At 71.7% G+C, this 24,383-nt stretch carries 23 protein-coding genes; 3 read left to right on the top strand and 20 right to left on the bottom strand.

The window, feature by feature from the left end; genetic code table 11:
• Positions 1-116: 116 nt before the first annotated feature.
• The 8 genes from ABD793_RS27010 to ABD793_RS26975 all read right to left on the bottom strand — a co-directional run bounded on the left by ABD793_RS27010 (position 117) and on the right by ABD793_RS26975 (position 8,628).
• Positions 117-776: a response regulator gene (locus ABD793_RS27010; RefSeq protein ID WP_344864900.1), complete on the bottom strand. Its 660-nt coding sequence runs from the start codon at positions 774-776 to the stop codon at positions 117-119.
• Positions 758-1,858, bottom strand: coding sequence for a hypothetical protein (locus ABD793_RS27005; RefSeq protein ID WP_344864899.1), 1,101 nt, complete (start codon positions 1,856-1,858; stop codon positions 758-760). Before ABD793_RS27005 ends, ABD793_RS27010 begins: the two co-directional genes overlap by 19 nt.
• Positions 1,851-2,957, bottom strand: a complete 1,107-nt coding sequence (locus ABD793_RS27000; RefSeq protein ID WP_344864897.1) for a sensor histidine kinase — start codon at positions 2,955-2,957, stop codon at positions 1,851-1,853. The genes ABD793_RS27005 and ABD793_RS27000 overlap by 8 nt, the downstream gene beginning before the upstream one ends.
• A gap of 113 nt (positions 2,958-3,070) precedes the next feature.
• Positions 3,071-4,132, bottom strand: coding sequence for an acyl-CoA dehydrogenase family protein (locus tag ABD793_RS26995; protein ID WP_425548784.1), 1,062 nt, complete (start codon positions 4,130-4,132; stop codon positions 3,071-3,073).
• A gap of 11 nt (positions 4,133-4,143) precedes the next feature.
• A complete protein-coding gene (locus ABD793_RS26990) occupies positions 4,144-5,118 on the bottom strand; it encodes an acyl-CoA dehydrogenase family protein (protein ID WP_344864893.1) in 975 nt (324 codons plus the stop codon).
• The gene (locus ABD793_RS26985; RefSeq protein ID WP_344864891.1) at positions 5,115-6,251 is read right to left on the bottom strand and encodes an acyl-CoA dehydrogenase family protein; all 1,137 of its coding nucleotides are present in this window, start codon (positions 6,249-6,251) and stop codon (positions 5,115-5,117) included. The genes ABD793_RS26990 and ABD793_RS26985 overlap by 4 nt, the downstream gene beginning before the upstream one ends.
• Positions 6,251-7,096 (bottom strand): enoyl-CoA hydratase, encoded by an 846-nt coding sequence (locus tag ABD793_RS26980; protein ID WP_344864889.1) that lies wholly within the window; start codon positions 7,094-7,096, stop codon positions 6,251-6,253. The genes ABD793_RS26985 and ABD793_RS26980 overlap by 1 nt, the downstream gene beginning before the upstream one ends.
• A complete protein-coding gene (locus ABD793_RS26975) occupies positions 7,093-8,628 on the bottom strand; it encodes a FadD3 family acyl-CoA ligase (RefSeq protein ID WP_344864887.1) in 1,536 nt (511 codons plus the stop codon). The genes ABD793_RS26980 and ABD793_RS26975 overlap by 4 nt, the downstream gene beginning before the upstream one ends.
• A 78-nt stretch (positions 8,629-8,706) precedes the next feature.
• Here ABD793_RS26975 and ABD793_RS26970 point away from each other — a divergent pair, with 78 nt between their 5' ends.
• Genes ABD793_RS26970 through ABD793_RS26960 form a run of 3 tightly spaced genes read left to right on the top strand, consistent with a single transcriptional unit; the run spans position 8,707 to position 11,806 of the window.
• Positions 8,707-9,864, top strand: coding sequence for an acyl-CoA dehydrogenase family protein (locus ABD793_RS26970; RefSeq protein WP_425548779.1), 1,158 nt, complete (start codon positions 8,707-8,709; stop codon positions 9,862-9,864).
• Positions 9,861-10,646, top strand: coding sequence for an SDR family oxidoreductase (locus tag ABD793_RS26965; protein ID WP_344864883.1), 786 nt, complete (start codon positions 9,861-9,863; stop codon positions 10,644-10,646). The genes ABD793_RS26970 and ABD793_RS26965 overlap by 4 nt, the downstream gene beginning before the upstream one ends.
• An 8-nt stretch (positions 10,647-10,654) precedes the next feature.
• Positions 10,655-11,806 (top strand): acetyl-CoA C-acetyltransferase, encoded by a 1,152-nt coding sequence (locus tag ABD793_RS26960; protein WP_344864881.1) that lies wholly within the window; start codon positions 10,655-10,657, stop codon positions 11,804-11,806.
• Between the two features lie 291 nt (positions 11,807-12,097).
• Here ABD793_RS26960 and ABD793_RS26955 read toward each other — a convergent pair whose 3' ends face one another.
• From ABD793_RS26955 to ABD793_RS26900, 12 genes are all read right to left on the bottom strand, one after another.
• Positions 12,098-13,246 (bottom strand): FAD-dependent oxidoreductase, encoded by a 1,149-nt coding sequence (locus ABD793_RS26955; RefSeq protein WP_344864879.1) that lies wholly within the window; start codon positions 13,244-13,246, stop codon positions 12,098-12,100.
• A 77-nt stretch (positions 13,247-13,323) separates the two neighbouring features.
• Positions 13,324-13,764, bottom strand: a complete 441-nt coding sequence (locus ABD793_RS26950; RefSeq protein WP_344864877.1) for a MarR family winged helix-turn-helix transcriptional regulator — start codon at positions 13,762-13,764, stop codon at positions 13,324-13,326.
• A gap of 127 nt (positions 13,765-13,891) precedes the next feature.
• Positions 13,892-14,896 carry a glucose-6-phosphate dehydrogenase (coenzyme-F420) gene (gene fgd, locus ABD793_RS26945; RefSeq protein WP_344864875.1) on the bottom strand — a complete coding sequence of 335 codons (1,005 nt, stop codon included), beginning with the start codon at positions 14,894-14,896 and terminating at the stop codon, positions 13,892-13,894.
• Positions 14,887-15,954 carry an NAD(P)H-dependent flavin oxidoreductase gene (locus tag ABD793_RS26940; protein WP_344865364.1) on the bottom strand — a complete coding sequence of 356 codons (1,068 nt, stop codon included), beginning with the start codon at positions 15,952-15,954 and terminating at the stop codon, positions 14,887-14,889. The genes fgd and ABD793_RS26940 overlap by 10 nt, the downstream gene beginning before the upstream one ends.
• Positions 15,955-15,956: 2 nt before the next feature.
• Positions 15,957-16,679: a CoA-transferase subunit beta gene (locus tag ABD793_RS26935; RefSeq protein ID WP_344864873.1), complete on the bottom strand. Its 723-nt coding sequence runs from the start codon at positions 16,677-16,679 to the stop codon at positions 15,957-15,959.
• Between the two features lie 55 nt (positions 16,680-16,734).
• On the bottom strand, positions 16,735-17,598 hold the full coding sequence (locus tag ABD793_RS26930; protein ID WP_344864871.1) for a CoA transferase subunit A: 864 nt from the start codon (positions 17,596-17,598) through the stop codon (positions 16,735-16,737).
• Positions 17,588-18,328: an enoyl-CoA hydratase family protein gene (locus ABD793_RS26925; RefSeq protein WP_344864869.1), complete on the bottom strand. Its 741-nt coding sequence runs from the start codon at positions 18,326-18,328 to the stop codon at positions 17,588-17,590. Before ABD793_RS26925 ends, ABD793_RS26930 begins: the two co-directional genes overlap by 11 nt.
• Positions 18,328-19,236 (bottom strand): SDR family oxidoreductase, encoded by a 909-nt coding sequence (locus ABD793_RS26920; protein ID WP_344864867.1) that lies wholly within the window; start codon positions 19,234-19,236, stop codon positions 18,328-18,330. Before ABD793_RS26920 ends, ABD793_RS26925 begins: the two co-directional genes overlap by 1 nt.
• Positions 19,233-20,006 (bottom strand): SDR family oxidoreductase, encoded by a 774-nt coding sequence (locus ABD793_RS26915; protein WP_344864865.1) that lies wholly within the window; start codon positions 20,004-20,006, stop codon positions 19,233-19,235. The genes ABD793_RS26920 and ABD793_RS26915 overlap by 4 nt, the downstream gene beginning before the upstream one ends.
• Before the next feature lie 91 nt (positions 20,007-20,097).
• On the bottom strand, positions 20,098-20,748 hold the full coding sequence (locus tag ABD793_RS26910; RefSeq protein ID WP_344864863.1) for a TetR/AcrR family transcriptional regulator: 651 nt from the start codon (positions 20,746-20,748) through the stop codon (positions 20,098-20,100).
• A gap of 10 nt (positions 20,749-20,758) precedes the next feature.
• Positions 20,759-22,318, bottom strand: a complete 1,560-nt coding sequence (locus ABD793_RS26905) for an outer membrane protein assembly factor BamB family protein (protein ID WP_344864861.1) — start codon at positions 22,316-22,318, stop codon at positions 20,759-20,761.
• A complete protein-coding gene (locus ABD793_RS26900) occupies positions 22,315-24,108 on the bottom strand; it encodes a flavin-containing monooxygenase (RefSeq protein WP_344864859.1) in 1,794 nt (597 codons plus the stop codon). The genes ABD793_RS26905 and ABD793_RS26900 overlap by 4 nt, the downstream gene beginning before the upstream one ends.
• Between the last annotated feature and the right edge of the window lie 275 nt (positions 24,109-24,383).

The raw sequence follows: 24,383 nt of genomic DNA, 5'->3' as shown, positions 1-24,383 counted from the left end.
CGGCCGGACCGCGCGTCCACCCCCGCGGACAGCGGGGCCGGCCGGACCCCCAGTGCACCCGAACCTAGGGCACCTCCGCCGGGTCCGGTGCCGGTCGTTCCACCCACAACGGCCGGCTACAGGTCCTCGACCTGCACGAGCCCGTCCTGGATCGCCCGCGCGACCAGCGCCGCCTTGGTTCTCGCGCGGCGCCCGACGTTGGCGTACTTGATCCGCACGCGATCCAGGTAGGTGTTGACCGTCCGCGACGTGATGCCCAGCTTCTCCGCGACGAGGTCCTTCGATTCGCACTGGAACCACTCGATCAGCACGCTCTCCTCGCGTTCGGACAGCCGGGGCCGGTCCGAACGCCGGTTCGCACCGAACGCCCCTGCCAGCGCGGGCGGGGTGTAGGGCAGGTTCGCGGCCGCGGCCGCTGTCGCCGACACGAGGTGGTCCTTGCCCTCGGCCTTGGTGAGGAAGGTGAAGGCACCGATGTCGAGGCAGGCCAGCGCGGTGTTCTCGTCCTCGCGCATGGTGTACACGATCACCTGCCGCCCGGCGTCCACCAACCGGCGCAGCGCCCCGTAGGCAGGCGCCTCCTGCCCCGGCAGCTGGAGGTCGAACACGACCACGTGCGCGGCGTCCCCCGGCGGCATCCAGGCCGCCGCCGGGCTGCCGCCCGCGGCGATCACCCGGATCGGCGGATCGGCGGTGGCGTACCAGTACTCCACCCCGGCCAGGATGGCCGGATGGTCGTCCACGACGGCGACGGTGATCAGTTCGCCGGCTGCCACACTGCCTCCACCCACGCTCCCGCTGTGGTGCCCACTCTATTGACCTGCACCTGCATCGGTTCAGCGACCTCCGGCACCGCAGCCACGTCCCCGAGTGCGCTGACCCGGACCTGCTCCGGGGTGCGCACCACGGTCACCCGCACCGCGGAGGCGGCCGAGGCGAGCACCGCGGCGGCCGCGTCGAGCAGCTCCCGGCGCACCTGTTTCGGCAGTGCACAGGGTTCCCCCCGGACGGCAAGCCGAACCGACACCCCGTTGCGCTCGGCCAGGTCGATGACCGCGGCCAGCTCGTGGACCAGCGGATCCGGCACGTCGTCGCCTTCGGCGAACAGCCGGCGCATGCGTGCGGCCTCCGTCCCGCACCGGCGGGCCACGTCCTCGTCCGCGGGATCGAGCGAACCGTCGGCGAGGCCGCGCAGCAGCGGCACGGTGGTGCCGAGCAGTGCGTTGTAGCGCTCCCGGTGGTCGTGGTGGACCTGCTCGGCGACGGCTTCCGCGGTGCTCGCCCGCTCCCGTGCCTCGGCCGCTTCGCCCGCCCGTACCGCGATCCGCCGGATGAGCCCGGCGGCGAGGCCGACCGCGAACTGGTAGCCGAGCGCCGAGATCGCGGTGATCCCCATGGCCGCCAAGCGGATCGCGTCCACACCCCCGGCGAGGAACAACGTCGAAGCAGTGAGCACGAGGTGCCCGCCGAGGACGCCGCCCACGGTGCGCGGCGAACGGTCGAACAGCAACGCCAGCACGTACCACCCGATCAGGCCGAAGCTCCAGTGTTCCGGGCTCAGGTAGTCCGAAGGCGCCACCGGCAGCGACGCCAGCACCGACGCGGCGAAGACGGCCACCACGCCGGCCCAGCACACCCGGCCCGGCACTGCACGGCCGCGGGCCAGGAATCCGCCGCATCCCGCCGCGACCAGGAGCAGCAGGCCGAACGCGACCGGTTCCGGCCACGGCGGCCGGTACCGGTCCCAGTTCCGGATCAGCTGTGCCGAGCAGAGGAAGAGCTGGACGGTGACTGCGATCAGCAGCACCGCGACCCTGGCGACGGCAGGCAGCCGTTCCGCGGACGCTCGTTCAGCCATCCGGCCACACCCAGCGCACGACGCTGCCCGCGCCCGGCCGCGATTCGACGACAGCCCGGCCACCGGAGGCAGCCATCCGGCCCACGATGGACCCGGAGACCCCGCGGCGGTGCGGCCCGGCGATCCCGGGCGCGAATCCCCTGCCGCGATCGCGGACCTCGACCACGATCCGGTCGTTCGTGTCCAGCCGGGCGGACAGGTGCGCCTCGTCGACCCCGGCATGCCGCTGCACGTTGGTCAGCGCTTCGCGGACCCCGTGCAGGATCGCCTGCGCGGGTATCGCGGGCAGCACCAGCGGGCCGCGGATGTCCACGGTGACGGTGACCGCGGCCTGTTCGGCGGCCGGCCCGAGCAGACCGGCCAGATCGGCCTCCCCTTGCGGTTGCTCCGGTACCGCCGCGAGCCCGGCCAGGTCCTGCGCCGCCCGCTCCGGCAGCCAGGACGGGCTGCGCCCGCCGGTCGCGGCCATCATCAGCGTCGTGGACGCCGTGTCGTGCAAGGTCGCGAGGTACTCGCGCTCCGCGGCGTGACGGGCCGCAGCGACCGAGACCGCCTGCCGGGCGGCGGCCGCGCGGGCGGTCGCGCGGTCCACCGACCGCGCTGCCCTCCGCAGGAGCAGGTAGCCGGTCCAGGCGAGCGCGGTTTCGACCACCAGCCGCAGGGCGGGGCCCCAGCCCGCCCCGGCGGATGCGGTGCCGGTGAGGTAAGCCCCGATCGTCGTCGCGGACAGCGCCGCGGCCATCGCCGGCCGGGCGCCCCACTCGAACGGCGTGGTGCCCACGGTGACCGACACGAGGGCGAACAGCCAGCTCTCCACCGGCTGTGCGCCGGTCCACCACTGGCTCAGCCCGAGGCCCAGCACCACCAGCGCGTGCGCGAACGCGACCGGCCCCGGTCCCGGCGGCGCTTTCCGCAGCCAATACAGCTGGAGAACGCACCAGCCGACGGCGATCGCGGCCGGCACCGCGGTAGACCAGTGCAGGGTCACGAGGACGCCGAGGACCGCGCACGGCAGGATCACCACCGCCCGGACACGCACCGCGTACCCGGCGAGCACCCGGTCGAGTTCCCGCTCATTGGCCCCGCGGGCGACGGTCACCCGCCGCACGCCGGCCCGCGGGCAGCCCGGCGCTCCGGTGCATCCGCTGGCCCGCTCCCCACCCGGGCGACCTTAGCGGGCACCCTGCCGGTGGTCTGTCCGAAGCACCGCGATCACCCGCTCGGAGCAACGTCGCCGAACACCGCGGGCAGGTACCGTTCCGGCTCGCCGAACAGCACCGCACTGCCGTGCGCGCGTTTGAAATACAGGTGTGCGTCGTGCTCCCAGGTGATCGCGATCCCGCCGTGGAGCTGGATCATCTCCGCTGCGGCCTGCCGGAACGCCGCCGAGCACACCACCTTGGCGGTCGCCGCGGCGGCGGCGAGGTCGTCGTCCTCCAGCGCCGCGACGACCGCGGCACACAGCACCGAACGGGCCGCTTCGACCTGCACGTGCACGTCCGCCATCCGGTGCTGCAGGGCCTGGAACCCGCCGATCGGGCGGCCGAACTGACGCCGCTGCTTCGTGTACCCGACGGTCAGTTCCAGTGCCATCGCCGCCGCACCGACCTGTTCCGCGGCCAAGGCGACGACCGCCAGATCCCGCAACCGCGCCTGCGGGAACTGCCCGTTGTCCAGTCGCCGGGCGGGTGCGGCGGAGAACCGGGCCGAGGCGAGCCGCCGGGTCGGGTCGAGGCCGGCGCTCTGCTGCCGCTGCACGTCTTCCGGGGAGACCTCGAACAGACCGGGGCCGCTCGCGGTCTGTGCCACCACCAGCAGGACCTGCGCGAGGGCGCCGTCCAGGACGTAGTCCGCCCGGCCGTCGAGCCGGCCGCCGGTCTCGGTGCAGGCCGGTTCCCAGTGACCGTCCGGACCGGACACGGCGAGTGCGGCGAGCGTGCTGCCGGCGGCGATTCCCGGCAGCAGCCGGTGGGCGGCCTCCGTACCGGCGAGCAGCAGCGCCTGTCCACAGAGGACAGCCGAGCCGAGCATCGGCGCCGGGGTCAGGGTCCGGCCCAGTTCCTCCAGCACGACGCACGCCTCGGCGAGGCTCGCGCCCACGCCGCCGTGTTCCTCGGGGATGGCGAGTGCGGCCACGCCGATCTGCTCGCACAGTGTGGACCAGAGTGTCTCGTCGTAGCCGAGCGGCGAGTCCATCGCGGATCGCACCGCGGACCGGCGATCCAGCAACGTGCGCACGGAATCCCGCAACGCCCGCGCTTCGTCGGTCCACATCGGATCGAAATTCATGCCGCACCCGCCACCGCGCGCCGGACCCGTGCCCGGTGGAACGACGCGCTGCCCCACGCGCCGAGCAGCGCACGCACCTTCGTCAGCCGAAGGCCGAGGTCGTGTTCCTCGGTGTAGCCGATCGCGCCGTGCACCTGCAGCGCAGTCCGCGCCGCCAGATACGCCGCTTGACCCGCGAACACCTTCGCCGCCGAGACCTCCCGCGGGAGCAGCGGATCTCCTCCGGCGGCCGCCACCGCCGCGCCGTGCACCAGCGGGCGGGCGAGTTCGAGCTGCGTCGCGACATCTGCGAGCAGGTGCTTGATTGCTTGGTATTCGCCGATGAGCCGGCCGTATTGGCTGCGTTGCTTGGCATACCCGACGGCCGTGTCCAGCAGCCACTGCCCGGCGCCGAGCAGCTGGGCACAGACCGCGAGCGCGCCGGTCTCGAACGCCCGGCCGCCCTCGTCCACCGGAGAGGATTCCCCGGGAGCCAGCCGGAACAGCCGACGTGCCGGATCGATCGACCGCACCCGGTGCGCGATCCGGACTTCGCCGACGGTCCCGGCCCGCAGGTCGAGGACGAAGTCCGCGACGTCCGCGTCCAGCGCCAGCGGTACCTCCGGCCCGGCCAGCACGGTCGCGAACGACTCCCCCGCAGCCACCGCGGGCAGCCACCGCCGTGCGGCGCCGCCGGTCAGCGCGACCGGTGCGACCGCGGCCGATTCGACCACCGGCCCCGGCACCGCGTGGTAGCCGATCACCTCGAACGCCACCACCAGGTCCACCGGGTCACCGCCGAGGCCGCCGTGGCGTTCGTCCACGAGCAGCGCGGGAACGCCGAGATCGGCCAGGCCGCGCAGGAGTTTCCGGCCGGGTCCGGACCTTCCTCGCGCCCACGCCCGTGCCGCGCCCGCCGGATCCGCGCCGGACAGCAGATCCTGCACCGACCCGGCGAACTGGCGTTGTTCCGGGGAAATCGTGAACTTCACCGGCGTGCCTCCCTCGGCAGTCCCAGCAGCCGTTCGGCGATCGTGTTGCGCTGGATCTGGTCGGTGCCGCCGTAGATCGGGCCGGCCAGGGAGAACAGGTAACCGTCCACCCAGGACTCGTCCGTTTCCCCGGCCGGGCCGAGCAGATCGAGCGCGGTCTCGTGCAGCGCGACGTCCACTTGGGACCAGAACAGCTTGTTCACGCTCGACTCCGGTCCCAGCTCCGCGCCTTCGGCGAGCCGGCTGGCGGTGCCGAACGTGTAGAGCTGGTAAGCCCGCGCGCCGATCCACGCGTCCGCGACCCGATCCGCCACCGAGGCCGGACGGCCCTGCTCTCGCCACAGCTCGGCCAGCCTGCCGGCCGCCGCGACGAACCGGCCGGGGCTGCGCAGTGACAGTCCCCGCTCGTTGTTCGCGGTGGTCATCGCCACCCGCCAGCCCTGCCCCGGTTCCCCCAGTACGTCGTCGTCGGGCACGAACACCTTGTCCAGGAAGATCTCCGCGAAACCCGGCTCGCCGTCGAGCTGCGGAATGGGCCGCACGGTCACGCCTTCGGCACGAAGGTCGAGCATGAAGTAGGTCAGGCCGCGGTGCCGTCCCGCATCGGGGTCGGTACGGAACAGGCCGAACGCACGGTCCGCGAACGCGGCGCGTGAACTCCAGGTCTTCTGCCCGGACAGCAGCCAGCCGCCGTCGGTACGTACCGCACTGCTGCGCAATGCCGCGATGTCGCTGCCTGCTTCGGGTTCGGACCACGCCTGCGCCCACACCTGTGCACCGGTCGCCATCGAGGGCAGGATCCGGTCCCGCTGCTCCGGCGTACCGTGCGCGAACAACGTGGGTGCCAGCATGAAAATGCCGTTCTGCCCGACCCGGCCCGGTGCACCCGCTGCGTAGTACTCCTCCTCGAACAGCAGCCACTGCAACGGTGTGCAAGCCCGTCCGTGGTACTCCCGGGGCCAGGACACCACCGACCACCGCGCCTCGGCGAGCTGCGCCTCCCACTCGCGGTGCCGGGCGAATCCTTCCGCGGTGTCCATCGACGGCAACGGCGACCGCGGAACGTGCTCGGCCAGCCAGTCCCTGGCCTCGTCGCGGAAGGCCGCGGACTCCGCGTCGATGTCGAGATCCATCAGGCCCCCTCGTTCGCGTCCCGCATCGACCGCGCGGACTGCCCGCCGAGTGCGTCCTCCGAGGTCTCCGCGTTGTGCGCATGCGCGAAGTGGTGCAGCCCGAACACCGAGTCCATTCCGGACCGCAGGCCCATCAGGTCTTCGGCCTGGTTCACCGCCTTCTTCGCCAACGCGAGACCGAACTGCGGCATGCCGGCGATCTTCCCGGCCAGCTCCTGCACCCGGTCCGCCAGCTCGGCCCGTGGCACGATCCGGCTGACCATGCCCCATTCCTTTGCTTGCTGCGCGGAGAACCGTTCCCCGGTGAACAGCACCTCCTTCGCCGCACGCGGCCCGAGCTCCCACGGATGCGCGAAGTACTCCACCCCCGGGATCCCCATCCGCACCACCGGATCGGCGAAGAACGCGTCGTCGCTCGCGACGATCAGATCGCACACCCAGGCGAGCATCAGCCCACCCGCGATGCACGCGCCCTGCACCGAGGCGATCACCGGTTTCGGGATCTCCCGCCACCGGCGGCACATCCCCAAGTACACTTCGGACTCACGGGCGAACCGCCGGTCGCCGCCTGCCCGGTCGGTGTGCTCCCACCACATCACCGCGCGGCGTTCGAAGCCGGTGTCCGCGTCCCGTCCCGGCGAGCCGATGTCGTGTCCGGCGGAGAAATGCTTCCCCTCGCCGGCGAGCACGATCACCTTCACCTCCGCGTCATCGACCGCACGGCCGAAAGCGTCGTCCAGCGCGTAGGTCATCGCCGAGTTCTGCGCGTTGCGGTACTCCGGCCGGTTCATCGTCACCAGCGCGACCGGCCCGCGGCGCTCGTAGCGGACCACCGGTTCACTCATGCCTTCTCCTTACTCAGCAGCCTTTTCAGCACCTTGCCGGAAGCGTTGCGCGGCAGTTCTGCCACGAATTCCACCGACCGCGGGACCTTGTAGTTGGCCAGCCTGCCCCGGCAGAAACCGAGCACCGCCTCCGCGCTCAGCCCGCCCGAGCGCACCACGAACGCCTTGCCGACCTCGCCGAGACGTTCGTCGGCCACGCCGATCACCGCCACGTCGCGCACTCCGGCCAGTTCGGCCAGCGCGTGCTCGATCTCGGCCGGGTAGACGTTGAACCCGCCGCAGATGTACATGTCCTTGACCCGGCCGGTGATCGCCAGGTTCCCCGCCTCGTCGAGCACCCCGACGTCGCCGGTGCGCAGCCAGCCCTCGCCGTCCACGGCCTGCGCGGTCGCCTCCGGATCGTCGAGGTATCCGAGCATCACGTTCGGCCCGCGCACCACCACCTCGCCCGCCGGCGCGCGCAGCGCGACCTCGAACCCGGCCGTCGCCCGTCCCGAGGTCGCGGCGACCAGTCCGGCGTCGTCGCCGGGGCGGCACATCGTCACCACCACCGCTTCGGTCAGGCCATAGGCGGTCAGCACGGTCTCGAACCCGAGCTCCGCGCGCATCCGCCGGACCAGCGACGCCGGAACCGACGCGGCCCCGGTCACCGCCAGGCGCAGCGACGACAGATCCCGGCCGGCCCGCTCCGGGAGCAGGGACTGGAAGATCGTCGGCGCGCCGGGCAGCACGGAGATCCGTTCGCGCTCGATCACCTCCAGCGTGTCCGCCGCGGTGAACACCGCCTGCGGCACGATGGCCGCGCCGGTCAGCAGGCAGACCACGATCCCGGCCTTGTAGCCGAAGCTGTGGAAGAACGGGTTGACCACCAGATAGCGGTCCGCAGCACGCACCCGGCCGCAGCCGGCCCACGCCTCGGCCACCTCGACCACCTGGCGATGCGCGGACAGCACGCCTTTCGAACGGCCGGTCGTGCCCGAGGTGAACAGGATGTCGCTCACGTCGTCCGGCCGCACTGCGTCCGCTCGCGCCTCCACTTCCGCGACGGGAACACCGTCGCCGCGGGCCAGGAACTCGTCCCACCCGAGCGTGCCCGGCACCGGGGTGTGCGGCTGTTCGAGCGGGACGCGCACGACCGTGGTCAACTCCGGCAGCTCGGTCCCGGTCGCGCGGATCGCCGCGTAGCGGTCGGTGCCCAGGAAATCGGCGGCGACCACCAGTGCGCTGGCCCGGCTGCGCACCAGCAGGTCGACGGTCTCCGCGCCGGTGAACCGCGTGTTCACCGGGACCAGCACCGCACCGGTGTAGAGCGCGCCCAGCGCGGAGAGCACCCAGGCGGCAGTGTTCGGCAGGACCACCGCAACCCGGTCGCCGGGGCGCACCCCGCTCGCCGCGAACGCACGGGCGACCAGCTGAACACGTTCCAGAAGCTGTCCGAAGCCCAGCCGGAGCGGGCCATCGGCCAGCGCTTCGGAATCGCCGAACTTCACTGCCGCAGCACGTAGGACGGCGGGAATCGTGGCCGGCTTCATCGCACCCTCCGCTGGACCGTGGAACTAGAACGTGTTCTTATTATGCTAGCGCACCCGAGCCGGTTGAGAGGAGAGCCAGTGGCGCACGACGGTCCCGATCTGCGGCGATTCCGCCGCGGCGTCGCCGCCTGGCTGGCGGACAATCTGACCGGCGAGTTCGCCCGGCTGCGCGGTCTGGGCGGGCCGGGGCGCGAGCACGAGGAGTTCGAGCTGCGGGTGGACTGGGAACGGCATCTGGCCGCCGCCGGGTGGACCTGCACCGGCTGGCCGGTGGAGTTCGGCGGGCGCGGGCTGTCGCTGGCCGAGCAGGTCGCCTTCCACGAGGAGTACGCCGCGTCCGGGGCACCGGCGCGGGTGAACCACATCGGTGAGCAGCTGCTCGGGCCGACACTGATCGCATTCGGCACGCCGGAACAGCAGGCCCGCTTCCTGCCGAAGATCGCCGCGGTCGAGGAGCTGTGGTGCCAGGGCTACTCCGAACCCGACGCGGGCTCGGACCTGGCCGCGGTGTCCACGTCGGCCGCGCGCGAGGGCGGCCAGTGGGTGCTCAACGGGCAGAAGGTCTGGACGTCGCTGGCGCACGTGGCGGACTGGTGCTTCGTGCTGGCGCGCACCGAACCCGGCTCGCAGCGCCACCACGGGCTGTCCTACCTGCTGGTGCCGCTGCGCCAGCAGGGCGTCACGGTGCGCCCGATCCGGCAGCTGACCGGCACCGGCGAGTTCAACGAGGTCTTCTTCGACAACGCCCGCACCGGCGCGGACCGGATCGTCGGCGAGCCCGGCGACGGCTGGCGGATCGCCATGGCCACACTCGGCTTCGAGCGCGGCGTGTCCACGCTCGGCCAGCAGATCGGCTTCCGCCGGGAACTCGACGCCGTCATCGCCGAGGCACAGCGCACCGGGACCTGGGACGATCCGCTGCTGCGCGCCGACCTCGCGCGCGCCCGGATCGGGCTGCGGGTGCTGCGCGCGCACGCCCTGCGCACGCTGGGCGGCCCGGCCGGCCCGGAGGTCGCCGTCGGCAAGCTCCTGTGGGCACAGTGGCACCGCGGGCTCGGGGAACTCGCAATGCGGGCCCGTGGTGCCCGCTCGCTCGTCCACGACGGTGATCTGGACGAGTGGCAGCGGCTGTTCCTGTTCACCCGCGCTGACACCATCTACGGCGGCTCGGACGAAATCGAACGCACCATCATCGCCGAGCGCGTGCTCGGCCTGCCGAAGGAGGCACGCGGATGATCTCGCAGCGTCCGATTCCCGGCTACCCGCCAGGGCACGACCTGCTGGCAGGCAAGGTCGTCGTGGTCACCGCGGCCGCGGGCACCGGAATCGGCTCCGCGGTGGCGAAACGCTGTCTCGAAGAGGGTGCGGAGGTGGTCGTCAGCGACTGGCACGAACGGCGCCTTGCGGAAAAGGCGGCCGAACTCGCCGAGACGGGCAAGGTGCACGCCCTGCCCTGCGACGTCACGCGCGAGGAACAGGTCCAGGCGCTCATCGACGGCGCGGTGGAGCAGTTCGGCCGGATCGACGTGCTGATCAACAACGCCGGTCTCGGCGGTACCGCCTCCGTGCTCGACATGACCGACGACGAATGGTCCCGCGTCCTCGACATCACGCTCACCGGTACCTTCCGCTGCACCCGTGCCGCGCTCCGGCAGTTCGTTGCGCAGGGCGGTGGCGGGGCGATCGTCAACAACGCCTCGGTGGTCGGCTGGCGTGCGCAGGCCGGTCAGGCGCACTACGCGGCGGCGAAGGCAGGGGTGATGGCGCTGACCCGGTGTTCGGCGCTCGACGCCGCCGACCACCACGTGCGGGTCAACGCGGTCGCGCCCAGCCTCGCGATGCACCCGTTCCTCGCGAAGGTCACCAGCGAGCAGCTGCTGCACGAACTCGAACAGCGGGAGGCGTTCGGCCGCGCCGCGCAGCCGTGGGAGGTGGCCAACGTGATGGTCTTCCTCGCCAGCGATTACGCGAGCTACCTGACCGGTGAGGTCGTGTCCGTCTCCAGCCAGCACCCCTAGGAGTCCTTGTGCCCGAAGCCTTTCTCCTCGACGCCGTGCGCACGCCGGTGGGCAGGCGGGGCGGTGCGCTGTCCGGCCGGCATTCCGCGGACCTCGGCGCGCACGTCCTGCGGGCGCTGCTCACCCGCACCGGCGTCGACCCCGGCCTGGTGGACGACGTGATCCTCGGCTGCACCGACACCCTCGGCCCGCAAGCAGGCAACATCGCGCGCACCGCGTGGCTCGCCGCCGGCCTGCCCGACCACGTCCCCGGAGTGACCGTCGACCGGCAGTGCGGGTCCAGCCAGCAGGCCGTGCACTTCGCCGCGCAGGCGGTGCTGTCCGGCACGCAGGACCTGGTCGTGGCGGGCGGGGTGCAGAACATGAGCCGGATCCCGATCAGCGCCGCCATGCTCGCCGGGCGCGAGTACGGCTTCGACGATCCGTTCTCCGGCTCGAAAGGCTGGCAGGACCGCTACGGCAGCACCGAGATCTCGCAGTTCCACAGCGCGGACATGATCGCCGCGCACTGGGACATCACACGCCCGGCGATGGAGGAGTACGCGCTGCGCAGTCACCAGCGTGCCGTCGCCGCCATCGACTCCGGCCGGTTCGACGCCGAAACCGTCCCGGTCGACGAGCTGAGCCGGGACGAGGGTCCCCGCCGCGACACCAGCTTGGAACGGATGCGCGGACTGAAACCGCTGGCCGACGGCTCCCGCCTCACCGCGGCAGTGGCCAGCCAGATCTCCGACGGGGCCAGCGCCGCACTGCTCGCGTCCGAGAGCTTCGTCCGGGAGCACCGGCTGACCCCGCGTGCCCGCATCCACCACCTGTCGGTGCGCGCCGCGGACCCGGTGTGGATGCTGACCGGCCCGATCCCGGCCACCGCGCACGCATTGCGCAGGACCGGACTGGCCATCGACGACATCGACCTGTTCGAGGTCAACGAGGCGTTCGCCAGCGTCGTACTGGCCTGGCTGGACGAAACCGGCGCCGCCCCCGACCGCGTCAACGTGAACGGCGGCGGCATCGCACTGGGCCACCCGATCGGCGCGACCGGCACGAAACTGCTCGCCACCCTGCTGCACGAACTCGAACGCCGAGGCGGCCGCTACGGCCTCCAGACGATGTGCGAAGGCGGCGGCACCGCCAACGTCACCATCATCGAACGTCTCTGACCGGTTGCGCTTCGGTGCACCCGTGGCCCGGCAGGGCGACCAGCTCCCCGGGTGCCCCGGTCATCGGGTCATGCCCGCTCCGCTCGGCTCGGAATACCGCCGGCCGCCCGAATCGTCCACCCGGGACGGACGCCCGGTTTTACCTCCCCGGCCGGCAATGAGTCCGTTCGCCGAGGCCGGTGCGCGGCATCGCGGGCACCTCGTGGCCCGACGCGGGCAGCGGTCCGAGCGTTCTGCGCCGGTATCAGCCACCGTGCTGTGCGCCGTGGACGAGAATCCGGGCGTCTCCGTTCATGCCGGGTCTGCTCGCTGCCGGAATCCGCTGAACAGCTCGATCAGGGTCTGTGCCGGGTTGCCGTCCGCGAGTGCCGTGGCCAGTTCGGCGCTCTCCGCAGCGGCCTTGGCGCTGCGCGAGAACATGGCCTGCTCGTATTCGGTGAGCGCGGCTTCGGCGTCGCCGGGGCGCGCGGCGATCGCCTTGCCGAGTTCCGCGCCGTCGTACATGGCCCAGTTGGCGCCTTCGCCGTCCGGGGCCGCGAGGTGTGCGGCGTCGCCGAGCAGCGTCACGCCCGGCACTCTCTCCCAGCGGTGCCCGATCGGCAGCGCGTAGTGCGGCCGCAGGACCGGCGTGGTGTCGCTTTCCACGATCAGTGCGGTCAGTTCCGGGGCCCAGCCGGGGAACTCTGCCGCGATCCGCGTGGTGGCCGCGGCCCTCTCGGTGAAATCGATGTCCGCGAACCACTCCAGCGATTCGGTGAAGGTCACGTACGCGTGCAAGGTGCCGCCGCGTTCGCGGTGGGCCTGGATCCCTCTGCCCCGGCTGCTCGCGGGCGCCGCCATCGTGCCGCCGCCGACCGCCTGCGCAGCGTCCGGATGCCGGGTGTCGGCGTCGTACAGGTAGGTCTCGACGAAGGCCGTGCCGACGTATCCGGGCAGCGCATCGGACAGCGCCGGCCGGACCTTCGACCACGCGCCGTCCGCACCGACCAGCAAGCTCGTCGTGACGCTGCTGCCCTCGGCGAAGGTCACCTCGTGCCGTCCCCCGCCGAGCGCACGGACGCCGGCGACCCGGTGTCCCCAGTGGACGGTGCCGGCCGGGAGCGAGTCGAGCAGCAGCCGCCGCAGTTCCCCGCGCTGTGCCTCGGGACGGCCGCCGGTACCGTCGTCGGGCAGGTCGAGCAGCACGGTGCCGTCCTCGCCGAGGACCCGCATTGCCTGGCGGCCGTCCAGCACGATGCGGCCGAACTCGCCGGTCAGGCCGGCCGCATCGAGGGCGAGTTGCCCGTTGTAGTCGTGGATGTCGAGCATTCCGCCCTGCGCACGGGCCTCCGGCGACGCTTCCGCCTCGTGGACCGTGACCGGCACGCCGTGCACGTGCAGGACGCGGGCGAGCGTGAGCCCGCCGAGCCCAGCGCCGATGATCGTGACCGGAGTGGTCATGGCAGCTCCTTTTTCCGGGCAGGTTCGACCACGCACCGGCGGACGCCGGCACGGTCGGTAAGGGGGTGTGGCCCGGTTTACTGCCGGGTCGGTTGCGGCAGCTCCGCGGTGATCTTCCGCAGCAGGGCGTGCAGAGTGGCCCGCTCGGATTCCTCCAGCGGGGCCAGGATGGTCGTCTCGACGTCCGTCATCGCGGTGTCGAACCCGTCGATCAGCTCGGCCGCGGCCGGTGTCGGATGAACCCGCTTGCTGCGCTCGTTGCCACCCTCGGTGCGCCGTTCGACGAGACCACGCCGTTCGAGTCCCTGCAGCAGGCTCGACACGCTCGCCGCGCTCGTCCGCGTCACCTGCGCGATATCGCGCTGGATCGCACCGGGATTCCGGGCCAGGTAGCCGAGCACGAAGGCCTGTTCGATGCTCAGCGCACGCTCGCGCATCCGGTCCTCGCCGGATTTGCGCTGTGCCCAGACCACCCAGCGCATCAGTTCGAGGGTGCCGGTGAGTTCCGCGGAAGCCATGAAAGAAGGCTAACAGTTAGATCCTTAACTATCAAGGGTCTAACTGTTAGCCTTCGAAGTATGTCAGTGCCCCAGCCCGTGAAGCGGACCACCCGCTCCCCCGGCCACCGGGTTCCGCCACACCCGCTCAGCCGAGCGCGCGCAGCTTCGGCAGTACGTCCTCGGCGAACTGGGTCAGGTAGCGCTCCTGGTCGTGGCCGGGGCCGTGGAAGACCAGGTGGTTCAGGCCCGCGTCGAGGTAGGGCTTGATCTGCGCCACCGCCTCGTCCGGGTCGGAGGCCACGATCCAGCGCTTCGCCACCTGCTCCAGCGGCAGTTCGTCGGCGAGGCGCTCCATCTCCTCGGCCGAGGAGACGGTGTGCTTCTGCTCCGCGGTCAGCGACAACGGCGCCCAGAAACGGGTGTTCTCCAGTGCCCGGCCGGCGTCGCGGTCGTAGGACATCTTGATCTCGATCGTCCGGTCCACCCCGGCCGCGTCGCGCTCCGCGGCGGCCGCACCCTCGGCCATGGCCGGCATCAGCTTGTCGGTGTAGAGCTCCATGCCCTTGCCCGAGGTGCAGATCATCCCGTCGCCTGCCCGGCCCGCGTACTTCGCCACCACCGGGCCGCCCGCCGCGACGTACACCGGCACCGGACGCTCCGGCCGGTCGTAGATCCGCGCGTTGACCAGCTGGTAGTAGTCACCCTCGAAGTCGACGGCGTCCTTCGTCCACAGCTCGCGCATGAGCCGGATCGACTCGCGCAGCCGGCCGAAGCGTTCCTTGAACTCCGGCCACTCCCGGCCGGACACCGCGATCTCGTTCAGCGCCTCGCCGGTGCCCACGCCGAGGACCACGCGGTCACCCGACAGCAGCGCCATGGTCGCGAACGCCTGCGCGATCACCGCCGGGTTGTACCGGAAGGTGGGCGTGAGCACACTGGTGCCGATCAGCACCCGGCTGGTCCGCTCGGCGACCGCGGGCATCCAGGCCAGCGCCCACGGCGCGTGCCCGCCCTCGTGCCGCCACGGCAGGAAGTGGTCCGACACCCACACCGAGTCCAGCCCCAGCTGCTCCGCCCGCACCGCGAACTCCACCAGCTCGCGCGGTCCGAACTGCTCCGCCGATGCCTTGTACCCGACCTTCAGCTCCACGATCGTCCTTCTCCGTCCGCACCCAGTCGACGCAGGATTTCCGTTGCCTCGTCAACGGTACTCCGCACGATCTCCGGCACGCCGGGTAGCTCGCGGATCAGGCCGACGACCTGCCCGGACGCGAGCACCCCCGCGTCGGTGCGGCCCTCGACCAGCCCGGCGCGCAGCAGCATCGGGGTGTTCGCGGCCATCACGACCTGGCTCCAGCTCAACCCGTTGCGATGCTTCATCGCCCAGCCCTCGCGCAGCAGCGAGGACAGCGACAGCCCGGTGATCCGGCGGAACCGGGCCGCGTTGCGGGCCGCTGCGAGCAGGCCGCGGGCACGTCCCGCCGATTCGAGCCGGTCGACGAGACCGGTGCGCAGGACCCGGTGCGGCAGGCCGTCCACCCGGTGGGTCACCACGGTGCCGGTCAGCTCGTGGGTCAGGTAGAGCTGCTTCACCTCGTCCGGGACGGTGCTCTCCTTGCTGAGCAGGAACCGGGTGCCCATCGCGACTCCGGCCGCGCCGTAGGCGAGTGCGGCGGCGAGGCCGCGTCCGTCGTAGAAGCCGCCGGCGGCGACCACCGGGATGTCCACCGCGTCGAGCACCGACGGCAGCAGCAGCGTGGTGGCGACACCGCCGGTGTGGCCGCCGCCTTCGCCGCCTTGCACGATCACCGCGTCCGCACCCCATGCCGCGACCTTCTCCGCGTGCCGGGCCGCGCCGACCGACGGGATCACGACCACCCCGTGGTCACGCAGTTTGGCGATCATCTCCTTGCGCGGGGCGAGCGCGAACGACGCGACCCGCACCCCTTCCTTGATCAGCAGGTCCACCCGGTCCGGTGCGTCCGCGGCGTCGGCGCGCAGGTTCACCCCGAACGGACGGCCGGTGCGCTCCTTGACCTCCGCGATCGCCGCCGCCAGTTCGGCGAAGGTCATCGTGGCCGAGGCGAGAATGCCCAGTCCGCCGGCCTCCGCGGTCGCCGAGACCAGCCGCGGACCGGCGACCCAGCCCATCCCCGTCTGCACCACCGGATGGTCGATGCCGACCAGCCGGGTCAACGCGGTGGACAGGGTCACGCCGGCACTTCCTTCTCGCGCAGCCCTTTCGGGTCGAGCACGGTACGGATCAGCCGCAGCTCCTGCTCGGACGGCTCCCGCGTGGTGCCCGCCCCGGCAAGGTCGATCTCGAACGACGTCGCGTCCGCCACCTCCGCCGGGGTGACGCCGGGGTGCAGCGACACTGCGTGCATCCGGTGCTCCGGTGCGGCGAAGTCGAACACACCCAGGTTCGTCACCACGCGGTGCACGTCGTGGAACCGCAACCCGGCCTTCGCCGCGTTGTCGTAGCCGACGCCGGAGACGACGTCCACCGCCTCGACGAACACCCGCTTGCTGTGCCGGGGCACCCAGTAGCTGGTGCGGTGGTTGGCGGTGTTGCCCGGTGCGCCGCGCACGCCCAGCAGCTGCTTGACCGGCTGCGCGTGGGCACCGATCGCAGAAATGTTCTGGTTGCCGTACCGGTCGATCTGGTTCGCGCCCATCACCACGTGCCGCCGTCCGTGCGGCACGACGGTGTCCAGCATCTTGCGGAACGGCTGCCACCCTTCCACCGTGCCCTCGGCGTCGAGCAGGTACGCCTCGCCGTCGGACAACAGCAGATCCGGTTCGAAACTCAGCCGCGCCAGCCGCGCGCCGAGCGACGGGATCAGCCCCATCGGACTGGCCACGATCTCCCCGTCGCCGCGGAACAACTCGGCCACCGCCACCACCGCGACCTCGGCCCTGCTCGCGTTCATCCGGCCCTGCCTTCCGGGGGTGGCCCCGCTCGTCCCGAACACCTCGACAGAAACATCAGGCCGCCTCCGCCTCGAATTTGTCCACTTCGGACAGATAAGCGCGTTCACCGCCGGAGAGGAACCGGTCCACGAATCCCGGCCATGCGTCCGGGTCCTTGGCGCAGGCCGCGTAGTGCCGCTGGAACCGTTCGTCGCGCCCGTAATCCGGCACCGCGGTGGTGAAGTGCGCACCACGGGCGGCCTCCGCCACACCGTCCACGCTGCCGCGGTTGAGCAGCAGCGACTGCACCGGCCCGGCCGCGGTCAGCTCGGCGGTGCCGACCACTTTTTCCACCGACACGAATCGCTTTTTCGCGGCCAGGCAGAAGAGATCGTCGAAATACGGGTCCGGGCCGAGGTACTGGGCGTTGCCGCGGATGTCGGCGCGGTTGAGGTGCACCAGCGCCACGTCGAGCTCCTGCGCCGGTACCGCGACCAGTTCTTCGCCGTCGGGGTAAGGAGAACGGACCGTGCGCAGCCCGGGATTCTCCCGCATCACCGACGAGCCGAGCCCGGCCCGCGTCGGCAGGAACGGCAGCCGTTGCGCGGCCGCGGACAGTGCCGAGCCGAACATGCCCTCGTCGTATTCGGTCACGGTGATCGCCCCGGTTTCCCTGGCCCGCCCGAACCACGGGTCGAACGGCACCGAATCCAGCGTCACGAAACCGAACACCACCCGCGAGACTTTTCCCGCCGCGCACAGCAATCCGACGTCCGGACCGCCGTACGACACGACCGTGAGGTCTTTCACCGGCGTGCGCAGCAACGCCCGCACGAGCGCCATCGGCTTGCGCCGCGAACCCCAGCCGCCGATCCCGACGGTCATCCCGTCGCGGACCTCGGCGGCCATCTCGTCCACGGTCATCAGCTTATCGGCCATGCAGGAACTCCTCCCGGGCTTCGTCGGACGCGCCGAGCAGGTTCAGCTCGAAGGTGAAGCCCTGCTCGAACCGGTAACTGCGGTGCACCTGCTGCGGGTCGATGCCGTTCAGCGCCTCTTTCGCCGCCCGGATCACCCGCGGGTCCTTCGCCGCGATGTCCCGCGCCACCGCGAGCGCCGCATCGTCGAGCTCTTCGCGTGGCACGACCTGGTAGACCGAACCGTGCGTGTGCAGTTCCGCCGCGGTGATCGTCCGCGCGGTGAAATACAGCGTGCGCATCAGGTGCTGCGGCACCAGCCTGGCCAGATGCGTCGCCGCGCCCAGTGCGCCCCGTTCGACTTCCGGGACGCCGAAGGTCGCGTCGTCGGAGGCCAGCACCACATCCGCGTTGCCGGCCAGGCCGATCCCGCCGCCGAGGCAGAACCCGTGCACTGCCGCGACCACCGGTACCGCGCAGTCGTAGACCGCGCCGAATGCCGCGTAGCAGCCCCGGTTCGCCCCGACGATCGCCTGGAAATCCGCGCTGCGCTGGATTTCCTTGATGTCCACGCCGGCGTTGAAGCCACGGCCTTCCGCGCGGAGTACCACCACGTGCACGCCCGGGTCCTGCCCGGCGCGGGTGATCGCGGTGGCCAGCTCGAACCAGCCCTGCACCGGCAGTGCGTTCACCGGCGGGAAATCCACGGTGACGAGCTCCACGTGCCCGTCGCGCCTCACCTCGACGCCCATCAGCTCGCCCCGTACACGGGTTCGGGTTCCGGCGCCTCGGCGAGGAGTTTCTCCAGCACCGGCCCCAGCTCGGCGGCCTCCCAGCGATCGCCCTTGTCCACCGCGGGCCCGTGCCGCCAGGCTTGTGCGAGCGACACCTTCCCGCCCTCGACCTCGAACACCCGCCCGGTCACGCCGGCGGATTCGCCGCTGCCCAGCCACACCACGAGCGGCGAGACGTTTTCCGGTGCCATCGCGTCGAATCCGTCGTCCGGACGGGCCATGGTGCCGGCGAACACCTCCTCGGTCATCCGCGTCCGCGCGGACGGCGCGATCGCGTTCACCGTCACCCCGTACCGGCCCAGTTCGGCCGCCGCGACCACGGTCAGCCCGGCGATCCCCGCCTTCGCCGCGGAGTAGTTGGCCTGGCCGACGCTGCCGAGCAGCCCGGCACCGGAACTCGTGTTGACCACACGCGCGTCGCGCGTCCGCCCGGCCTTCGCCTCGGCCCGCCAGTACTGCGCGGCATGGCGCAACGGCGCGAAATGGCCTTTGAGGTGCACCCGGACCACCGCGTCCCACTCGTCCTCGCCGAGGTTCACCAGCATCCGGTCGCGGACGAACCCCGCGTTGCTGACCAGCACGTCCAGTCCGCCGAAGCTGTCGAGCGCCGTCTGCACCAGGTTCGCCGCGCCGGCGAAATCGGCCACGTCGTCGGTGTTCGCGACCGCTTTCCCGCCCAGCGCCCCGATTTCCGCCGCCACCCGGTCGGCAGGACCTTCGCCGGTCGCCGAACCGTCCAGCGCGACCCCGACGTCGTTGACCACCACCCGCGCGCCCTCGGCGGCGAAGGCCAGCGCGTGCGCCCGCCCGATCCCGCGCCCCGCGCCGGTCACGATGACCACACGGTCTTGGCACAACCCGCTCACGAACCCTCCCGATGTACATCCGCCGCCGACAGAAACGCGGGCACCTCGCCACCGCCGTGCACCCGCAAGGTCGCACCCGAGACGTAGGAAGCCAGCCCCGAGGCGAGGAAAGCCGCGCACTGCCCGACTTCCTCCGGTTCGGCCAGCCTGCCCAGCGGCACGGTCTTCCCCACCGCCTCGACCCCGGCGGTACTGCCGTAGTGCAGCTCCGCCTGCTCGGTACGCACCATCCCGACATCCAGCGCGTTCACCCGGACCTTGGGCGCCCACTCCACCGCCAGACTGGCGGTGAGGTTGTCGAGCCCGGCCTTCGCCGCTCCGTACGCCGCCGTCCCCGGCGACGCCCTGGTGCCGCTGACGCTCGAAATCATCACGATCGACCCGCCGCCGTCCTGGCCTTGCATCAGTGCATTCGCCTGCTGGGCCACCAGCAGCGGGGCCAGCAGATTCAGCCCGACGACCTTCTCGTGGAATCGCGGCGAACCCTCCGCGGCGGGCGAGAACGGGCTCCCGCCCGCGTTGTTGACCACCACGTCCAGCCGTCCGAACTCACCGGCCGTCCACTGCGCCAGCTCCGCGACCCGGTCCGCGTCCCGCACGTCGCACGACCGGAAGACGACACCGTCCGGCAGTGTTTCCGGTTCGCGGCGCGCGCAGGCGACCACCCGCGCGCCGTGTGCGGCGAACACCCGGCTGATCCCCCGGCCCACGCCGCGGACGCCTCCGGTCACCAGCACCACCGCGCCGGCGAGTCCCAGGTCCGTCCTCATGCTGCAAAACTAGAACACGTTCTTGATTTCGACAAGCCGTCCGCATGCCGTGATCGACTTCCGGAATGGAAACCTGTTCCTGCGAAGGGGCTCAGTGCGCCGGGGTGACCGGGGCGAGCCACATCGCGGTGATCGCGTCGATCAGGCCGTCCGCCGCGTCGCGCCAGCTGGCGCGGGGGGTCGGGGTGCCCTCGGCGAGGGCCCGCTCACGCGCGGCGGTCAGGTGGATCAGCAGCTGCGTGGACATGTCCCCGCGTTCGGCGCGGACCTCCGGCGGCAGCGCGGGCAGGCACCGGTTCAGTCCCTCGACGACGCGGATCAGCACATCCGAGGTCATCGACTCCTCGACCATGATCTCCCGCAGCGCGGGATCGGTCGTGACCTGCGCGATGAACCGCCCGTACCAGGTGGGGCTGCCCAGCTCGGCCAGGTGCTCGGTGCAGGGCCGCACGATGCAGGCGACCCAGTCCCGTACCTCGCGCGATCCCACGATCGCGGCCAGCAGTTCGCCGCGCAGCCGTTCCATCGGCTCGAAGTGCTTGCGCACGATGGCCCGTACGAGGTCGGTCTTGGTGCCGAAGTGGTAGCCGACCGCGGTGTTGTTGCCCTGGCCTGCGGCGTCGCTGATGTGCCGGTTCGACACCGCATGCACCCCGTGCTCGGCGTACAGCCGCTCCGCCGTGACGAGGATGGCTTCACGGGTCGCGCTCGCCCGGTCCGCCCGCACGGTCTTGCCGGCCATGACCGCCACCTCACTCTCCCGCCGCACCGGCAGGCGCGGCATCCTCCTCGACGCGCCCGACGGAACCTTCCCCGTCTGCGGAAATGTACAACGTTCCATCCGGCCCCACGGCGATCCCGGCAAACCGGCGCGGCACACCCGGCAGCCCGTGGGTGAACAACGCGGGCGGCTCCCGCTCGCCGCCGACCGCGAGGTCCGCGACGACGACCCGGGTCTCCCCGGTGCCCGGATCGGCCGCGAGCAGCCGTCCGCGCCCGGTTTCGAGCACGATCAGCTCACCGTCGCGCACGGCGAGCCCCTGTGGTGCGGCCAACCCCGTCACCACCGGCACTCCGCGTCGCTCTCCGTCGTCGATTCGCAGTACCGCACCGGCCGCCTGGTCGCTCACGTAGCATCGCGACCCGTCGAACGCGACGTCCACCGGCTCCGTGAAGCCCTCCGCGAGCACGGTCACCGCGTCCATGCCGTCGATCGCCACCACTCGCCCGGCTCCCGCCTCCGCGACGACCAGCGCGCCGTCCTCCCGCACCGCGACCCCGACCGGCCGGTGCAGTCCCTTCGCGCGCACCCGCGTCTGCCCGTCCGCCGGACGGTAGGTCCGCACTTCACCGTATTGGGACGTCACGTGCAGGACTTCGCCATCGGCAACGATGCCGTGGCTGAAGATCTGGAAGTCCGTTGTGGACACCCGGCCATCGGACGGGGACGTGATGCGGTAGTGATCGGCCGCGTGCACCTTGCCCGCATCGTCGAGCGCAACGCCGAACGGGCCGGCGAATCCCGGCTGCACGAGCTCCCTGGTGCGGCCGTCCGCACTCAGTTCGGCGATCCCGCCGGCCGCGTAGCTGGACACGAACATCCGGTTCTCCGCGTCGAAGGCCGCGTTGTCCAGCCCGCTGATCCCGCACGGCTGCGCGGTCCGCTCACCCGTGCCGAACAGGTCGATCCGGGTCACCACTCCGCCGGCCCCGTGCGACAGCACCAGCAGCAGCCCGCCGCGATCGAACCGGACCGCGACCGGTGCGGGCACCCGGTCCGCGACGAGCTCCGGCGTGCCCCCGCCCGGCGGAACGCGGAACACCCGGCCGGTCAGCATGTGCGGGTAGTAGAGGAAGCCGTCCGGGCCCAGCTGCATCGCATTGCCCATGGCGAGCCCGTCGGCGAGCACGACCGGTTCGCCACCGTCCGGGAACACCTCCAGCAACCGTCCGCCGGGCCGCATCTCGTTGACGAACAGCCGCTCACCCGCGAACGCGATGCCGTTCGGCACCGCGACCCGGTCGGTGACCAGCGTCCAGCCGAGGTCCGGCGCACGCCGCCACACCCGGCCGGGCACCAGATCGGTGACGTACATCGAACCGTCCGGGCCGAAGGCGAGGTCGTCCGGCGCCGCCACCGGCCCGTCCTCGCCGACCACCACCTCGACCTCACCGGTGGCCACCTCGACCGCGCTGATCCGGCCTGCCAGGTACTCCGCGACGTGCAGCCGTCCGTCCGGGCCGAACGCGACCCCGTTGGAACCGGCCATCCGCTGCGGCGGGACGAGGCGCCGTACCCGGGCGCCGCTCATTCCGGCAGCACCTCGGCCATCCCGTCCGCCCGCCACTGCCGCAGCAGCTCGTGGAACGCCACCGCACCCCCGCCGAAGGAGTGGCTGCGCGGACGTGGGCGCCCTTCGTTGTTGTAGTAGCCGGGCGTGCACTCCTCCTGGAAGCTGCGGCGGTCCGGCGAGGTCTCCCTGATCGTCTCGGCCCACCGTCGTTCGGCCTGCACGCTCGGCTCCACCCGGTGCACCTGCCGGGCCCTCGCCGCAGCCACGACCTGCGCCACATGGACCGCCTGTTCGTCCAGCACGTGCACGAAGTTCACCGAGCTGGCGTTCTGTGCCGGTCCGAGGTGGAACAGGTTGGGGAATCCGTGGCTGTAGAACCCGTGCAGCGTGCGCGGGCCCGCCTGCCAGTGGTCCAGCAGCAGCTCCCCGTCCCGGCCGCGCACCGGGAGCCTGCCGGTGAACACGTCCGAGGCGCCGACCGAGAACCCGGTGGCGAAGATGATGCAGTCCACCTGGTACTCCTGCCCGCCGACCACCACGGCCTTTTCGGTGATCCGCTCGACCCCGCCGTGGTCGGCGGTGTCCACGAGGGTCACGTTGGGGCGGTTGAACGTCTGCAGGTAGTTGTCGCTGAAGGTGGGCCGCTTGCACATGTAGCGGTACCAGGGTTTCAGCAGTTCGGCGGTCGCCGGGTCGGACACCAGCTCGTCCACGCGGGCGCGCAGTTCGTTCATCTTCCGGAAGTCCGCGAGCTCGTCGACCTCGTCGCGTTCCTCGGCGGAAAGCCCGGCGTACGCGGTGCTCGGCACGAGATTGCGGAGCAGCTGCGCGCTGCCGGTCCAGCCGTCGGCGACCAGGTCCTGCTCGACCTGTCCGCCGCTGACGATCTCGAGGAAGTTGTCCCGCCGTTTCCGCTGCCACCCGGTTTCGAGCGAGGCTGCCCATTCGGGATCGGTGCGACGGTTTCCGCGCACGTCGACCGACGAAGGCGTGCGCTGGAACACGTACAGGTGCCCGGCGTCGCGGCCGAGGTGCGGTACGACCTGGACCGCCGTGGCACCGGTGCCGATCAGCGCGACCCGTTTGCCGGCCAGCCCGGTCAGTCCGCCGTCCGCAGTGCCGCCGGTGTAGCCGTAGTCCCAGCGGCTGGTGTGGAAGGTGTGCCCGGCGAAGGTCTCCGCACCGGGAATGCCCGGGAGCTTGGGCCGGTCGAGGGTGCCGTTGGAGACCACGACGTAGCGCGCGCGGATCTCGTCCCCGCGGTCGGTGCGCACGGTCCAGGCGTCGTCCGCCCAGTCCAGTGCGGTGACCGCGGTGCCGAAGCAGGCGCCGCGGTAGAGGTCGAAGTGCCGGCCGATCGACTGCGTGTACCGGCGGATCTCCGCACCCGGGGAGTACTTCCACTCCGGTACGTAGCCGAGTTCCTCCAGCAGCGGAAGGTACACATAGGACTCGATGTCGCAGTGGATGCCCGGATAGCGGTTCCAGTACCAGGTACCGCCGAAGTCGCCGCCCTTCTCGATCACCCGGATGTCGGTCACCCCGGCCTGCCGCAGCCGCGCGCCCGCCAGCAGCCCGCCGAACCCGCCCCCGATCACCACGGCCTCGGCCGCGTCCCGCACCGGCGCCCGGCCGGAATCCCCGGTGCGGTACGGATCCTCGGCGTAGTACCCGAACTCGCCCTCCGCGCGCCGGTACTGCGCGGCCCCGTCCGGCCGCAGCCTGCGATCCCGCTCGGCCCGGTAACGCGCGCGCAACGCGTCCGGATCGAACCCCAGGTCTTCCCGGCCCACCGCGAACCGCGACATCGGCACCTCCCGCTCGCCCCGGCTCCGCCACCGGTGCTTTCCCGGTCCCAGGCAACCAAGCCGCATCGATTAAGTCAAGCGTCTGCCTTAATCTGGCGACGCAGAATACACCCGATGCCGATCACGAAGAACAGCCCAAACCGCAGCGACCCGCCTTTGCCCCACCACAGGCGCCGCGCGGCGGTTGCGGGCGCGGTTGCGGGCGCGGTTGCGGGCGCGGGCGCGGTTGCGGGCGCGGTTGCGGGCGCGGTTGCGGGCGCGGGCGCGGGCGCGGG

Origin of the sequence: Amycolatopsis ultiminotia, from assembly GCF_039536925.1 — a bacterium.
GTDB lineage: Bacteria > Actinomycetota > Actinomycetes > Mycobacteriales > Pseudonocardiaceae > Amycolatopsis > Amycolatopsis ultiminotia.
This window is presented reverse-complemented; position numbering and strand designations above follow the sequence as displayed.

Bases quoted from the DNA above. Each gene is read 5' to 3' on its own strand.
- ABD793_RS27005 (WP_344864899.1), bottom strand. From the start codon at position 1,858: ATGGCTGAACGAGCGTCCGCGGAACGGCTGCCTGCCGTCGCCAGGGTC.
- ABD793_RS26995 (WP_425548784.1), bottom strand. From the start codon at position 4,132: ATGTGGACCGACGAAGCGCGGGCGTTGCGGGATTCCGTGCGCACGTTG.
- ABD793_RS26985 (WP_344864891.1), bottom strand. From the start codon at position 6,251: ATGGATCTCGACATCGACGCGGAGTCCGCGGCCTTCCGCGACGAGGCC.
- ABD793_RS26980 (WP_344864889.1), bottom strand. From the start codon at position 7,096: ATGAGTGAACCGGTGGTCCGCTACGAGCGCCGCGGGCCGGTCGCGCTG.
- ABD793_RS26975 (WP_344864887.1), bottom strand. From the start codon at position 8,628: ATGAAGCCGGCCACGATTCCCGCCGTCCTACGTGCTGCGGCAGTGAAG.
- ABD793_RS26965 (WP_344864883.1), top strand. From the start codon at position 9,861: ATGATCTCGCAGCGTCCGATTCCCGGCTACCCGCCAGGGCACGACCTG.
- ABD793_RS26955 (WP_344864879.1), bottom strand. From the start codon at position 13,246: ATGACCACTCCGGTCACGATCATCGGCGCTGGGCTCGGCGGGCTCACG.
- ABD793_RS26950 (WP_344864877.1), bottom strand. From the start codon at position 13,764: ATGGCTTCCGCGGAACTCACCGGCACCCTCGAACTGATGCGCTGGGTG.
- ABD793_RS26935 (WP_344864873.1), bottom strand. From the start codon at position 16,679: ATGAACGCGAGCAGGGCCGAGGTCGCGGTGGTGGCGGTGGCCGAGTTG.
- ABD793_RS26930 (WP_344864871.1), bottom strand. From the start codon at position 17,598: ATGGCCGATAAGCTGATGACCGTGGACGAGATGGCCGCCGAGGTCCGC.
- ABD793_RS26925 (WP_344864869.1), bottom strand. From the start codon at position 18,328: ATGGGCGTCGAGGTGAGGCGCGACGGGCACGTGGAGCTCGTCACCGTG.
- ABD793_RS26915 (WP_344864865.1), bottom strand. From the start codon at position 20,006: ATGAGGACGGACCTGGGACTCGCCGGCGCGGTGGTGCTGGTGACCGGA.
- ABD793_RS26910 (WP_344864863.1), bottom strand. From the start codon at position 20,748: ATGGCCGGCAAGACCGTGCGGGCGGACCGGGCGAGCGCGACCCGTGAA.
- ABD793_RS26905 (WP_344864861.1), bottom strand. From the start codon at position 22,318: ATGAGCGGCGCCCGGGTACGGCGCCTCGTCCCGCCGCAGCGGATGGCC.
- ABD793_RS26900 (WP_344864859.1), bottom strand. From the start codon at position 24,108: ATGTCGCGGTTCGCGGTGGGCCGGGAAGACCTGGGGTTCGATCCGGAC.